General features: G+C 61.2%; 16 protein-coding genes. All 16 read left to right on the top strand.

Annotation, left to right across the window (positions count from 1 at the left end; genetic code table 11):
* Positions 1–10 precede the first annotated feature (10 nt).
* The 16 genes from Q0602_RS09640 (at position 11) to Q0602_RS09565 (ending at position 14,609) form a co-directional block, all read left to right on the top strand.
* Complete coding sequence (locus Q0602_RS09640) at positions 11–688, top strand: hypothetical protein (RefSeq protein ID WP_298842158.1); 678 nt, start codon at positions 11–13, stop codon at positions 686–688.
* Positions 685–1,569 (top strand): hypothetical protein, encoded by an 885-nt coding sequence (locus tag Q0602_RS09635; RefSeq protein WP_298842155.1) that lies wholly within the window; start codon positions 685–687, stop codon positions 1,567–1,569. Before Q0602_RS09640 ends, Q0602_RS09635 begins: the two co-directional genes overlap by 4 nt.
* A 478-nt stretch (positions 1,570–2,047) precedes the next feature.
* Positions 2,048–3,697, top strand: a complete 1,650-nt coding sequence (locus Q0602_RS09630; protein ID WP_298842150.1) for a VWA-like domain-containing protein — start codon at positions 2,048–2,050, stop codon at positions 3,695–3,697.
* 54 nt (positions 3,698–3,751) lie between these two features.
* On the top strand, positions 3,752–4,978 hold the full coding sequence (locus Q0602_RS09625) for an AAA family ATPase (protein ID WP_298842147.1): 1,227 nt from the start codon (positions 3,752–3,754) through the stop codon (positions 4,976–4,978).
* A 69-nt stretch (positions 4,979–5,047) separates the two neighbouring features.
* Positions 5,048–5,290, top strand: coding sequence for a hypothetical protein (locus Q0602_RS09620; protein ID WP_298842144.1), 243 nt, complete (start codon positions 5,048–5,050; stop codon positions 5,288–5,290).
* A gap of 155 nt (positions 5,291–5,445) precedes the next feature.
* Positions 5,446–5,688 (top strand): hypothetical protein, encoded by a 243-nt coding sequence (locus tag Q0602_RS09615; RefSeq protein WP_298842141.1) that lies wholly within the window; start codon positions 5,446–5,448, stop codon positions 5,686–5,688.
* An 84-nt stretch (positions 5,689–5,772) separates the two neighbouring features.
* A complete protein-coding gene (locus Q0602_RS09610) occupies positions 5,773–6,717 on the top strand; it encodes a hypothetical protein (RefSeq protein ID WP_298842138.1) in 945 nt (314 codons plus the stop codon).
* Positions 6,714–7,571 (top strand): hypothetical protein, encoded by an 858-nt coding sequence (locus Q0602_RS09605; RefSeq protein ID WP_298842134.1) that lies wholly within the window; start codon positions 6,714–6,716, stop codon positions 7,569–7,571. The genes Q0602_RS09610 and Q0602_RS09605 overlap by 4 nt, the downstream gene beginning before the upstream one ends.
* Positions 7,568–8,452, top strand: coding sequence for a hypothetical protein (locus tag Q0602_RS09600; protein ID WP_298842131.1), 885 nt, complete (start codon positions 7,568–7,570; stop codon positions 8,450–8,452). Before Q0602_RS09605 ends, Q0602_RS09600 begins: the two co-directional genes overlap by 4 nt.
* Before the next feature lie 63 nt (positions 8,453–8,515).
* Positions 8,516–9,004, top strand: a complete 489-nt coding sequence (locus tag Q0602_RS09595) for a GNAT family N-acetyltransferase (protein WP_298842128.1) — start codon at positions 8,516–8,518, stop codon at positions 9,002–9,004.
* Positions 9,001–9,543, top strand: coding sequence for a hypothetical protein (locus Q0602_RS09590; RefSeq protein ID WP_298842125.1), 543 nt, complete (start codon positions 9,001–9,003; stop codon positions 9,541–9,543). The genes Q0602_RS09595 and Q0602_RS09590 overlap by 4 nt, the downstream gene beginning before the upstream one ends.
* Positions 9,540–11,705 (top strand): AAA family ATPase, encoded by a 2,166-nt coding sequence (locus tag Q0602_RS09585; protein WP_298842122.1) that lies wholly within the window; start codon positions 9,540–9,542, stop codon positions 11,703–11,705. Before Q0602_RS09590 ends, Q0602_RS09585 begins: the two co-directional genes overlap by 4 nt.
* 11 nt (positions 11,706–11,716) lie before the next feature.
* A complete protein-coding gene (locus Q0602_RS09580) occupies positions 11,717–11,905 on the top strand; it encodes a hypothetical protein (RefSeq protein ID WP_298842119.1) in 189 nt (62 codons plus the stop codon).
* A gap of 11 nt (positions 11,906–11,916) precedes the next feature.
* Positions 11,917–13,071 carry a hypothetical protein gene (locus Q0602_RS09575; protein WP_298842115.1) on the top strand — a complete coding sequence of 385 codons (1,155 nt, stop codon included), beginning with the start codon at positions 11,917–11,919 and terminating at the stop codon, positions 13,069–13,071.
* A 99-nt stretch (positions 13,072–13,170) separates the two neighbouring features.
* Complete coding sequence (locus Q0602_RS09570) at positions 13,171–14,007, top strand: hypothetical protein (RefSeq protein ID WP_298842112.1); 837 nt, start codon at positions 13,171–13,173, stop codon at positions 14,005–14,007.
* Between the two features lie 68 nt (positions 14,008–14,075).
* Positions 14,076–14,609 carry a hypothetical protein gene (locus Q0602_RS09565; RefSeq protein ID WP_298842109.1) on the top strand — a complete coding sequence of 178 codons (534 nt, stop codon included), beginning with the start codon at positions 14,076–14,078 and terminating at the stop codon, positions 14,607–14,609.
* Positions 14,610–14,627 lie beyond the last annotated feature (18 nt).

Here is a 14,627-nt window from a genome sequence, read left to right as displayed (position 1 = left end):
AGGAAAATTCATGATCCTGTGCATCTCCAGCGGACGTCTCCTCATCGGTGACCCCTGCTACTTCGATCGGAACGAGATCGACGCGATCGCCTCCGGCAATCCGCCCGACGAGGACTACATCGAGCTCCGCGTTCCCAATACCGCGATCGTCGAGCACACCGAGAAGGAAGGAAGGGTCGCCTCCATCAGCCTCGTCTTCTTCCAGGAGGACGACGGACGACCCGAGGTCATAAAGGAGCTCGGAGTCGACAGCGCGCAGCTCGTATTCGCGGATGCCGCCGAGTTCTGCGCGCGATGGGAGGAAGAGGAATACAAGAACATCCGCGTCTACCGTCACAAGACCGATGGCCGGACGCTCCAATACTGTGTCGACTTCCCGCATTACGAAGCTGCCATCCCCTCCGAGGGAGGGCAGACCATGAACCAGCTCAACGCGAGCGGGGAATGGGAGCCGGTGAAGATCGACGAAGACGATCTCAAGGTCAGCTACAACGGGCTGTGCAAGTGCCATGACGACGGCATCGGCATGATCGGCGATCGCATCCTCGTGACGGATACCGGATGGGGCGACGGCGAATACCAGTTGAAGAAGACAATGACTCCCGATGGCCGCATCGCCCGTCTCACGATGGAGTTCATCGGAGACGAGGACGAGGACGATGAAGACTGGGACCAGGAGGAGGAATGATGGAGACCATCCTCGAGAGCTGGCGCGCGGAACACCGCGACGAGTTGGCAATCATCTACGACAGGCTTGGGGAGATCCTCTCCGCACCCGATCGGGCAATCACTTCCGATGAGGTCCAGGAGATCGCAGGCCTCCTCGGCATCGGTCCGAGACAATGCGAACGCTCGGAGACCGGTCACACGGTCATATTCGACATAATCGATGGAAAGCTGGACATCAGCACGGACAGGACGGGCCATGATCACCAGGTGGCACAGCTGAGGGACTGGACCCGTGACCTTGACCTGCCCGCACGATGGGAGCGCTTCCGGGATGTCGATTCCCATGTCATCCACATGCACATGAAGAAGCTTCATGGCGAACGGCTCGCCGAGTTGATCAGGAAGGCCGGGTTCAAGGGCATGATCCCGTGGCACATCGACATAGTGGAGACCGACACCCTCTCCATCCACCTGATATCCGGTTCGTGCGATCGGATCGATGACAACCTGCAGATAGCCGATGACGCAGACGAACGGACGAGGACGGAGGTCATCAGACGTGCGATCACGACAATCGCAGAAACCGGTCTCGAATGGTCGAAGCTCCCGGGCACGGTCCGACGCGGCATCACGATCACCGCCAATCACAGCACTGATCCGCTCACCATCGACGGGGACGAGATCCGGATCAAGGTCGACAGCCTGCCGGAGGTCCTAAAGCAGGAGAACGTCTACATCGGCAGACCGCTGCACGAGATCGTGGACATCGACGGATACCGGGACGAATCGATGGTCATCCGGGGCATGAGCCGCAGGAACACCGATTCAACCATCACCTTCCTGATCAATCGGGGCAGAGCACCCGTCAGGCGCAGGATAGACATTCCCACCGGACCCTGAAACGAAGAAGGCCCGATGCCGAAGCATCGGGCCTTCCGTTGACCTGACCTGCCGCAGCGAGTGCGACGTGAGCCGTGCCTGGCGCGCGGTCCGCGGGGCAAGCCCTCGGGCCGGAACGTCGGCGGCGGCTACCAGCCTGGCCGACACGGTGGACAGCAGGGGGAAGCGAATCCTCCCATGTCACCGTAAGACCTCGGATCGGCGTCTCCCGAAGGAGACGCTGCCGGAACCTCGCAACTCCCGAAGGAGCGGCGGGGCCCTCCCCGAAGGGAGGAAGGAACCTCTTCCCGGAGGAAGGGGCCTTCCGTGGCCTCAGAAGTGTTTTTAGGATGGTCCGAATCATAACGCAACATAAAAATGACATCCATGTGAATTTTTTTCCATGAAGGGAAAACGGACGGGTGACAGCGGCCTCCGCACCGTCCAGAATCCCCCTTGGAATTCATCGTTCGCGAATACGCGATAGAGAAGGAAAATCATGAGCAAGTTCGAACACGACGTGAGTCGCGAGCAGAAGGCCATCCTGCTGTGGATGCCTCACATGGTCGGCCTGGCCTTCATGCTCCAGCACAAGAAGGCAGGCGCACACCGCGCCGCGCAGATCGCGAACGACCCCGGCATGATCGCCTGCACCGATGGCACGACCGTATGGTACGGGAAGAAGTACGAAGAGATCGAGCAGTCCGGTCGCAACTACATATTCCTCCACGAGATGATGCACGGCATCTTCCGTCACCCAACCCGGACGAAACTGCTCCTCCTGCAGAAGGGCGTGATCATCCAGCCGTTGCCGAACTATGCGGCAGATGCCATCATCAACGAGGCCATCAACGAGGAGACGATGGCCAAGACGAACCAGATCGCGATGCCGAAGGACTTCCCCGGCATCACCATGAAGACCATTCACGGCATCATCAAGGAGGCGATCGACTTCACCGGCGAGAAGCCGCCTGAGGGCTACGACAAGGAAGCGCGTCTCAATCTCCAGATGGAGACCGTCTACGACTGGCTCGTGTGGGCCCACAGCGCGGTGCAGCGCAAGCGCGAGGCGGACAAGGCCCAGCAGGCCCAACAGGGTCAGGGCCAGGGCCAGAAGGGCCAGAGCGGCCAGCGCGGTCAGACGCAGGGCGGTTCCGGATCCGGAGAGGGTGACCCGGGCGAACAGGAAGGACAAGGCTCGGGCCAGTCCGACAAGGAGAACGAGGCCACCGAACAGGATGGCAGCGGATCGGGCTCCGGACAGGAGGATCAGAAGGACGAGGACGGCTCCCAGTGCGGCTGCGAGGCCGACGTCCCTTCGGACGAGACACAGATCGAACGCATCGTGCGGACCGAGGAGGCGTGGGATCTGGCCGATTCGCTCGACGAGATCCGCGAACTGCTGGAGAATGGCGCCAACATCAACGACCTGATCGCCAAGGCGAACGGTGAGATCGACGAGGCGCGCGGGAAGATCCAGGCGATCATCCAGGGTCTCAAGATGCAGGGCATCGGCTCCGGCAACATGCTTCTCGCACTCGAGAACGATCTGCCGGAAGCAGTCATTCCGTGGGATCACTTCCTGCGCAAGACCGTCACGCGTGAACTGGGGACGAAGCTCGATGACAGCTATACGCGCTTCGGTGCGTCGACCCGGGCCTCGCTCGCGATGCGCCGCAGGGCACCCTATCAGCCGGGCACGACGATCTTTTCCGAACGTCCGCGTGTCCTCGTGATCCTGGATGTCTCCGGGAGTCATCTCAGCGAGCTGAACCAGTGCTTCGCCGAGGTCTGGTCAATCGCCAAGATGAAGAACGCCGCGGTCGATGTCGTCACCTTCGATCACAACGTGCAGCAGAAGATCGAGATCAAGTCGAAGAGCGACTTCTCGAAGCTGCTCGAAGACGGCATCACGGGTGGCGGCGGCACCGTCATGGGCAACGTCTTCAAGGAGATCAAGGAGATGCGGACGCCCTATCGCGCCTGCATCATCATGACCGACGGATATCTCAGCCCGCCTGAGAACACCGAGGGTCTCAAGCTGATCTGGATGATCACGCAGGGCGGAACCTCGCAGGGACTCGAAGGCACCGGAGAGATCATCAATCTCCCGGACTACATGGGCGGAGGCATCAAGAAGGCCGCCTGAGCGGCCTGCCTCACGAACGAATAGACACGGATTTCCATCAGGAAGGAAAAAAGAATGACGATCAACGCACGCAACATCGTCCCCGGCAAGGCGATCAACCAGATCACCTACATGTTCCTGGGCAACATGCGCCTGCGCAAGGAGGACAAGTCCGTCCACATCCAGTCGCACTATCTCGAGGGCGAGCCGGGCGTCGGCAAGTCCTCCATCGCGAAGCGCATCGCCAAGGCGCTCAACTACTACATGGAAGACATCCGCGCCAACCAGATGAGCCCGGACGACGCCGGCGGCATCCGCATGCCCAACATGGAAACGCACACGACCGACTGGTTCGCGCCCTACTGGCTTCCCAGTCCGGACGGCAAGGTGCTCGATTCCGAGGGCAACGAACGACTGAACGAGGAAGGCAAGCCCTACGACGGAACGATCCTCTTCTTCGACGAGCTCGCCTCGGCCGACGACCGCGTTCGCAAGCCGCTCTTCGGGGTCTTCCTCGATCGCGAACTCAACGGTCGCCAGTTGCCTGACAACTGCCTGGTCATGGCAGGCGGCAACGAGTCCGAGACCGGAACCATGGTGTTCGAGCTCGACAACGCCACCCGGACCCGCTTCAACACCATGCGGATCGTGGCCGACTTCACCAGCTGGATGCACGACTACGCCCCCGGCGCCAACATCACGCCGACGGTCGTCGCCTACCTGAAGAACAACATGGGCCAGTTCTGCATGACCGAGGAGGCCCTGCAGGCCAAGCAGGACCTCTACGGAAATCCGCGCAGCTGGGAGCACGTCTCGGTGCAGGAGCGCTCCATCATGCAGAACCCGGCGGACTACACCGACGACGCCAAGCGCGACGCGCTCGAGACCATGGTCTCCGGCAAGGTCGGCACCGGCATCGCCAAGCAGTTCATGGCCACCTTCGACATCGTGACGAAGATGACCGCACTGTTCGACATCATCGAGGCCGCGAAGAAGGGCAAGGATCTCAGCCAGCTGTGGCCGAAGGACATCTCGCAGCTCTACGCGCTGACCTATTCGATGATGGCCTATCCCAAGGACGTCGAGACGGGCAAGGACATCACCATGCTGATGGACGCCTTCCCGGAGTCGAAGAACAAGCTTCCCTTCCAGGAGATGAAGCCGGCGATCATCGAGGTCATGCTCAAGCGTCTTCGCGAGCACAACGTGCCGGAGAAGGACATCAGCAAGAACTTCTCCAAGCACTCGGCCGAGATCAGCGACGAGGCCATGGACGGCCCGCTGATCAAGATCGATCTGTGAGCATCACGCGGGGGAGCCGATCGGCTCCCCCGCGATCTCGCATCGACAACGGACATCAAGGCGGTCGCAATGAACAAGAACGCGAAATACATCGAGAAACTCGGCGACGAGGCATACAAGGAAGAGTTCCGGCAACGTCTCAACAGCATATCGAACATCCCGCATCTCTCCGAGGAGACGCGCAAGGAGCTGATCGACGACATCATCGTCCGCTTCGATCGGCGAGACGAACAGGCTGACTTCCTGATCGAGGGCATCGTCACCCGGCGGCAGATCGATGCCGCATACCGCTCGTCGAACGACGAAAAATGATACCCGAGACCGCCCTCAGCGCCTACCTGCGGACGATCATCGAGAACACAGGTCGCAGCATGGAAGACGCGAAGGCCGACTTCTTCGCCGATGGTTGGGGGATCCGATATCGGAACAGCACCTTTCGTCGACACATCCGCATGTCACGAGACCGGATGGCCTGGCAGGAGACAATCTCGGCCTTAGGCATCCAATCGAGTGTCACGATAACCGGTCTCACCATGCCCGATACGTTCTTCGTGGAAGGGAATCTGCATGGCAAACGCATAGCGGATGTCATATCGCTTCCCGATGACGTCGCCCCCTTCCTCTCGGATGCCGTCATCCGGGGAAGCAAGGCGACGACCACGAGATACATCCCCATACCCCTCATCGTCCTCGAATACGAGAAGGGATGAGAAACGGAAAAAGGACGGAGCACCCGATGCGCCGATCCATGATACGGATATCCTCAGGCAAGACAGGAGATGAGCATAGCCACCATGCCTCGACTAGGACATGCGGCACGATTGCGTGCCCACATGCGCCAGATCGGGGAATGCGTGACACGCACGCTCGAACTCGCAAACGAGGGTGGCAGCCTGGAAAGGCTAGTCAGCAGGCTGAATCAGGAGGGGAATGCCTGGCACTACGAAGCCGGATACGCCAGTGACATCAGCCCCGATCCGCAGATCCTCTACTACACCTCCACGGAGGCCCTGATCACCACCCACGAGGAGATCGCCAGGATCCTCTCGAAGTGGGAAGAGGGCGAGACCCCCGACGGCGACTTCGAACGCGCCGCCGGTCAGGTGAAGGAACTGGCCATGATGGCCTGGGCGCTGGAGCGCGAGAAGAGGGGACAGGCCCCAGGTACACGATACCTGACCCTCGACGTCGATCCGATCACCTTGCGTCTGCTCGCCTTCATACATGAAGCCAGGGAGGACCGCGAGGACGAGGGACGCAACGTGATACTGGATGACGCCGTCCTCGCCGGTGCCCTCAGGGGAAACGAGGCCGACAACCTCAAGAAGGCCAGAAGGACCCTCCAGCGCATCGTAACGGAACATGGCGATGGTCCGTTGCTGCGAGAGGAATACCAGATCAACGGGAGCGACATCCCGGATCTCCGCAGCATAGCCATAACGATCGAGAACGGTTCCGCCCGTTCGGTCGTGTCATTCTTCGGCGGATCCCAGATTGACTACATCACCGATGGCACGGTCAAGCTCCGCTTCGAGATGACCAAGACCCAGGCGGCGGGATACACCGACAAACCACTCAGGCAGGCCATCCAGCATCCCATGACAGATGGCCTGGGTCTCATGATCGAGCGCGTGGAGACCTATTCGACATCGCAAGGTAATGTGAGCGGCATCCGGACGGACGCCTGCGGACGCGCCAGGCTGACAGCCATGGTGATGAACATGGAGAATTCCGGATGAACGATATCGATCATCTGCTCCCGGCCGGAAGATACGAGAGATATCACCGTGAACTGGACGAAGTGGTTCTCCTGATCAATCGCTTCCTCCACGGATACTGGCACGACTTTCCGAGCATCGCGCGGATCCGTGAGGATCTGACCAAAGCGATGGGAGGGGTCAGTTCGCACTTCAACAACGGAGAGAAGAGCGCCTACCTCCATGTCCACCTTCCCGACAAGGAGGTGTTCACGTTGAGAATGCCCAAGAGCGAAGCAGGCTGCATCCAGATGCAGCACCGGTTCACGAAGGCGGCCGAGGCGATCGGACGAGGTCGTGTTCCCGTGACGCAGTGGGCTGACGAGAGGAGGCAAGCGGCAGCGGCCACGAGCCTGTGTCTGGCACTCCACGGGATCGCACGGCACCATGAAAGGAACGATGTCTTCCTGGCGGACAGGATGGCCGTCCTCGTCCTGGCGCGCGCAACGGGGCGCAGCGTGAGGAACAGAACCATCCAGATCCTCGTCCGCATGGCCGAGGAGAGGCTGTCCCAGCAGAAGGACAGATGGTCAAGGAGGGCTCTTTCTCTCCTGGGAGTTCAGAGGACCATGAACCTTCTCCATGTCGACAGGGACGGAGACGTTCGCGAGGACATCGTCCCGATAGATGCGCGCATCCCCGACAGCATCACGCTGCGCAGGAACGTAGGCCTAGCCGAGCTCCTGGATTTCGAAGGATGCAGATCCCTCGACATCAACGTCACGAGGATGACGCATCACCAGAGTGGCCTGCTCCATCTCCACACCGATGCCTGGCAACCCCGACAGCTGATCGAACTCAGGCCCCCACCATATCCCAACGGAGAACGACCATGATCCCATGGAGCGAACACGGGCCGTCGGGAAAGGTCGGGCGGAGGACTGACCAGATCGAGAGGGTGTGCAGGGCCGTCATATCCCTATGGGGCGCCTACAAGGGCGACAATGACGGGAGACGCTTCAAAGACATCTCCGAGGAGATGTGGAAGGAACTCGGAAGCATACGTGCGGACACCGGGCTCGCCATCGGCGTAGCCGGACACACCATCGAGGTGAGAGACGGGGTGACACCGCTCCTGAAGCAGGAGGCCGGAGGCATCTCGGACAAGGTCAACATGGAAAGACAGTGCCGCGCTTTGATGGAAGCCTCGGAAAGGAAGAGATGGAATCTCGACGTACTGCGAGGGAGCCTTGACGGTGTGACAACCCCCACGTCCCGGCAGCAGATGGAGAGACTGGCGTTCGATATCGCCGACGCGATCGACAGGCACGAAGCCCGGATAAGGCATTGCCTGCCTGCCCTGCGCGACAGTGCGAGCTACGTGATGCTCGTCGACCCACTCGTCATCGGGGCATGCACAATCGACATGGCGAGCAGGGAACCAACGGATAGGTGCACCTCTTTCGCGAAGCTCATGAAGGGGCGGATCCAGTCCGATACACTGCCCTTCGAAGGTGCCAGGCGCATCGGGAACCTGATCCTCAGCGACATGGGCCGATACGGCGAGCACGAGGGACGCATACATCTCAAGCAGCGCATTCCGGACACGATACGGAGCGCCATGGTCGGAAGACCCATCGAGCACCTCATCGAGAACCACCCCGCCACCGGCCTGGGCGTGAAGATCACCTCCATATCAACGGATGAGGATGAGATCACGATAAGGACCACGGCGGAAGACCACAGAAGCCTCGTCGCCGTGGAAGCATACCACTGAAGGAGGGGAACCTCCTTTTTTTGCGACCGCAATCGCCAGCGAACATCATGAAAGGGGAGGAAAATGACTGGATTCCCGGAGCCCTTCGACCTCTCCGAAGACGAATTCCTCGAAGGGGAGGAAGGACGCCTCGATATTGACGACATCTTCGCCAAGAGCCTCTCACAGCTGCTTGAGGATTTCTCCCGATACGCACCGGAGGACATAATCGCCGATGACGGCGATGCGTCGTATCCTTCGCTCTTCGAGCCCGGATACAGCTTCCGGGACGTCCCGGCCGGCGTCCTGCTGATCTGCCCGCGAGGAGACATCGCGGGAGGCTACCTGTCATGCGATCTCGTCGTGGACGAGCCGCATCGAGGAAGGGGGCTGGGTATGGAGCTCGTCATCGAGAGATGCCTGAGGGACGGAATGAACCCGGTCCTCAACCTGGACGAGAGCGCCTACAGCAATGCCGGTCTCGAATGCCATCGTTCCGCTTGGAGCCACGTCAGGACACATCCGGACGAAGCCTTCCGGCGGCTCCATCGATGGAAGGGAGAGCCCCTATGAGGGCAGGAGGCACGTTCGTGATGACGGGCCTCCTCGATACAATCATCATAGAAGCGGGAATCGACGAGGCCTACATGCTCGCCGCTCTTCACCGACGGGCTCTCGACGTGGCCCGGTTCGGAAGGGGCGGGCGGATATCCCTCGATACCGATACGTCCCTTCTCATCCCCGATGGCGTCCGCTTGCCGCTCGAAGGCACAGTGAGCCTCACGGGCAACAGGGTCGGCATGCCCATCGCGACCTTCGGTAGCGCACTGGGCCGGGCCGTGCTCGGCCCATACAACGCGACCCAGGCAATCACGCTGCTCGCGCAGATCCCCGCGTCTCTCGCTCTGGGCATGACGGGAAGAGGAGTCGAAAGGTGTCTCGGACGGACCATCCTCGGAGAAGGGAAAATCAGGGCAGAGACCGTGGAGCACCTGCCGAACGGCACCAGAATCATACTCGAGCCCACACCGCCGACATGGCGGAAATGGCCGGAACCGCTTCCTGAGGGAAGTGGAAACAGCATTCAGATCGAAGAAGGAAAAAGACGATGAGCCAGGCAGTCCGAAAGACGAACCCAGCCACCGCCACGAAGACCTACACCGGCAAGGTGGAGCGCTACATCTCCGGCCCGACCTCGGACGGTTTCGCGATCCTCTCGCTGCGACTCGCCGACGGATCGAAGATGTCAATCAAGGGCCGCGGTGTCCTCGTCGGCTTCGGCATCGGCGACAAGCTCGAGGTGAAGGGGCGCCTGACCAACCACCCCCGCTTCGGCAGCCAGCTCCAGGCGTTCGACGCGCGCGTCATCAGCGCTCCGCTCGATTCGACCGAGGCTCTCGCGAAATGGATCTCCGAGGCGGGCATCGAAGGCATCGGGAAGGCCCGCGCAGCCGCCATCGCGGACAGGCTCGGAGAGAATGCGGTCGAACGCATCGTGCGCGGGGATCCGCTGGCCAAGGAACTCCTCGCCAAGCGCTACGATGCCGTGCGTGCGGCCCTGACCTCGCGCTACGGCGAAGCGAAGTTCGGGCCCAAGCTCACCGAACTGGGCATCGGGCGACAGACACGTGTCAAGATCTACGAGACCTTCGGAACGGAGACGGGGCGCGTGATCGAGAAGGATCCCTACCGTCTGATCATGGAAGTAGAGGGCATCGCCTTCCGGACTGCGGACCAGATCGCCGCCAACGCCGGAATGAACAAGGAAAGCGACCATCGGATCATGGCGGCGGCCCGCGACGTCCTGAGACAGGCGGAGGACGAGGGTCACAGCTGGATGCCTGTCAACGACATCGTCCAGCAGACGAGTTCACTCACGGATCTGCCTGCCTCCCTGATCGCACGCAGTTTCGATCAGGGTGCATGCGGCGGCGCTGTCATCGTCGACGTCAATGGCCAGAAGGGGTGGGCCCTGCAGAAGCTCTCTTGGAAGGAGACGGATGTCGCACGGGCGATCCTGGCCAAGCTCGCCTGCGAAAAGCTCGCCACCCGAGAGGAGGCGGAGGAGATCGTCGATCGCAAGCAACGCGAAGTCGGCATCGAACTCAACGAACTCCAGCGCGAAGCGGCGATCATGGCCGTGATCGAGCCGCTATGCGTGATCACGGGCGGTCCCGGCCGCGGGAAGACCACGGTGCTCGACATCATCGTGCGGTGCTGGAAGGAGCTCGGGCGCAAGATCGACCTCGGATCTCCGACCGGCAAGGCCGCACAACGCATGCGGGAGAAGACCGGCGTCCGGGCGCAGACCATGCACCGGATGCTTGGCAGCAGCGACGGGCGTTTCACGCACAACGACGAGAACCCGATCGAGGCCGACGCCATTGCCATCGACGAGACCTCCATGCTGGACATCTACCTCGCAGGTGCGTTCAGTCGCGCATGGGGCGAGGCACAGATCCTCTTCATCGGTGATGCCCGCCAGATCGCATCGGTCGGTCCTGGCCGGGTGTTCGGTGATCTCGTCGCGGCAGGCAACGTCCCGACCGTGGAGCTGACCGAGAACAGGCGTCAGACGGAGGGCTCCGCTATCGCTGCCGGTGCCGATGCGATCTGCGAGGGGCGCATGCCCGAATGGGGTCACGATCTCATCTTCATCGAGAAGCGCGACAACGAGGACATCGCCAAGGAGGTCGAACGCATCTTCCTGAAGGAGACCTCGCAGGGCAACAAGGTGCAGATCCTGACGCCCGGTCATGCCTCGGAAGCCGGCACCAGCGCCCTCAACGAACGTCTCGCCATCGAGTCGACGGAAAGCGATCCCCTCGTCCGCCTCGCTGGCGGAGCGCCTGCCCATGTCGGTGACGAAGTGATCCAGCTCGAGAACTGCGACGGCCGCGATGTCTTCAACGGCGACGTCGGCAAGATCGTGGCCATCCGGGGCCGGGGCAAGGACCAGGTCGCCACCGTCGAGATCGAGACCCCCTCGGGTCCGCGACGCCTCGACTACACGAGCGGTCAGATGAGCGAACTCGCTCTCGCATGGGCCCTGACCGTCCACAAGGCACAGGGCTCGGAATACGACGTCGTCGTCATGCCCATGACCACATCGCACTGGAAGCTGCTGCGTCGCACCCTGCTGAACACGGGTATCACCCGGGCGAAGCTGCGCTGCTACGTGATCGGCCAGAAGCGCGCCATACGACAGGCTGTCTCCTTCGACGACGGAAATCTGCGCAATACGCGGCTCAAGGAGCTGATCGAACAAGGATGAAGGAAAACACCATGGCAGACATGGACAGACTGCGCACCCTGCTGACGAACATGGATGTCCCGAACGAGAAGGCGAAGATCGCCGACGAAAGGGACATCCAGTGGCTCGGTCGGAATCTCGGACTGCGCAATTCGGATCACCCCGACATCGAGGAGGCACGGGGAATACTCGAGTCCCTCGGCGCGCGTCTCGTCATGTAGAAGGACAACCCATGGAACAACCGCGCGACACCCATGAGATGGACGCCCTGCTCCTTGAGCAGGAGACACGCGCCATCGCCGTCGGGATGATCGCGCGGATGCGGTCCTTCACGCAGCGATGGCAGGACAGGCGTGACAATCGGACGAGCCCGGCCGCATCGTTGACCGCCATCAAGTGGATGCTCGACGCCATAGGCGGGAAGGTAATCGTAATACCCGGCGCCAACGAGGGAACCGCTCAGAAGAGGATTCCACGCTATCTCTTCACGCTCGAATCTCCGCTCGGATGGCAGAGTCTCCGCATGTTGGAGACCAATGAAGCGCTCTATGCGAAGATCCATCTGCGGCTCGACGCGCTGGAAGAGCAGGTGGTCCTCTACCCGGCGCGCATGGACACCGCCCCCTGGGGCGACCTCATCGACGGTTCCGAGATATTAGAGCAGACCGAAGGACTCCTGGAGCACGCCGTCAACACCCGCATCGCACTCGAGTTCGGAGCCGGGAGGGAACGCAGCATCCCCGTGGGATTCTCCCCCGTTTCCGCGCGGGCACTGGTCGCGGTCCTGAGGAACAGGACCCACCATGACTGGAGTGAGGCGACGGCCTTCGATGATTTCTGGGAATGCAGCAGAGAGGAATACGAAAAGGCGTCTCCCGATGATCTCGCCGGAGCTCTTGCCGCATGGGGCATGTGGACGGACGCCGAGACGATCGGATACGTCCTCGACTGGAAACCGACGATAAAGATCACCGGTAAGGGCAACCGGATCGATCTAAACATCAGATCCATAGGACACAGGGTCTTCGCCAATGCCGCAATCATACCCGATGACCAATCCGTCGAGAGGATCCAATGGGACGACCATTCCGTGGTCCTCACCGGACACCGCCTCCCGGAAACCCTACGCACTGCAATGCCGAGAATGGCAGGCCGGCGGCTGGACTCCCTGATGGATCACTGGCTCCTGCGGGGAAGCGAGGCGATTATCGATCGCGCCCATGAGGGCAGTTCCGGATTCGGATGGGGAAGGGAGATAGGATGCGATCTCCGCCCTGGACCGGGACCGGTGCTTTCCGTTCCCCTTCCAGCAGAATCGGAGCGGAGGACGGGGCTTTTGCGGCGTCCCGATGCCCTGCGTCTCATGAAAGATCGCAGTTCATCCTGAAAATATCTTTCATCGAATCGAAAATGCATCCTATAAGGATCGTCTGTATCAAAGGTAGAGGCGAGGCGCTCGATGAAATCCTCCAGGACACAATGGCTCATGAGGGCCTCGGCATTCACGCTCGCGATCGGTCTTCCGTCGCTGGCGCACGCGCAGGCATTGCCGATGCCGACCGACGAGGAGTGCGCCCAGATCATGTCGGACATGGGCATCGACCCTCCGGCGTCGAGCAATCCCGGAACCGATGCTGGTGGCGGGTCAGGAGGCCCTGCACAGCCTGGAACCCCCGGAGAACCGGGAACAGGTGATCCGGATCAGCCGGATCCGGTCTTCACCGGAAATCCCGTGGTGCAGCCCGTCCCGCCCTCTCCCACTCCGAATCCCACTCCCACGCCCACCCCGCCCTCCACCGGAGGAGGCAACGAACTCTCCGCCGGTCAGTATCTACGCAATCCCGATCCGAACAACGTCAGGGTGAGCGGCCGCTTCCACGTGGCGCAGCTGACGCGCGGATACTCGATGCAGAACCTGCGCGAGGTGAAGAGCTACCCACAACCGCGCAATCCGGCCGGCACGAGCATCAGGACGATCGGTGGCCAGAGGATGGCCGTGAAGAACACCGAAGTGAACAAGCTCGGTGGCCTCCATTCCTCGATCGTCATGATAATCGACGAGATCAACATCACCGGAAGGATGATGGGTCTCGATGCGGTCATGACCTCCGGACAGGACGACCGCGGCGGGTCTTCTCTCCACAACAGCGGGCGGGCGATCGATATCCGGTGCAACACCGCCAACGGCTATTCGGTCAACAGCTGTCTCAAGTGGGCGGTCTCGCTGAAGGCCGCACTCGGTGCGAACTATGACGTGATGTGGGAGAACTACGGAACGAACAACCCGTCCAACCACATCCACATCGAATACGACCCGAAGTGATGAGCGGTCCATTATCCCTGCGTTAATGGCCTCCATTGCATAGAAGGGAAGTTGGAAGGAAAATCCCAATGAAGAAGATCATCGTCATCGCCGCCGCAGCCTTCGGGATGATCCCGACCATGGCCGCTGCGCAGAATTCGACCGACATGGGCAACGAGGTCCAGGCGATCTACGCTGCACAGGCCAAGGATCTCGCGAACGAGACGCTCTCCGAGACGCAGGGCGCCTATCTCGGTGACATCGGGACCATCGATCCGGCCAAGGATCCATGGCGCGTCGTCACGCAGGAATACATGCTCGAGAACACCGAAAATCCGAACTACCGTCCGGATCGGTTCTCCATCGCCGTGCAGGTCGACTATGACGGCGACGGAACAATGGACACCGCGCGCATGTACACCAATTCGAAGCAGTCGGCCGTGGTCGTGAAATACGGCGACAGCGGACGCAACGAGGTGGTCTTCAAGCAGGACGGTCTGTTCGGCGAGGGACAGCAGATCTTCGCTGCCGGAAACCGCATCGCGCTCATGACCCCGGACGAGGGCTATGTCCTCATGGCACGGCAGCAGGGCAAGCCGGTCATCTCGCTCGCCGGTCTCTGATCCCGTTTCCCCAGACAA

The organism is uncultured Salinicola sp., assembly GCF_937921195.1.
Taxonomy (GTDB): Bacteria; Pseudomonadota; Gammaproteobacteria; order Pseudomonadales; family Halomonadaceae; genus Salinicola.
Note: the sequence above shows the minus strand (reverse complement) of the source record. Positions and strands in the feature narration are given on the sequence as shown.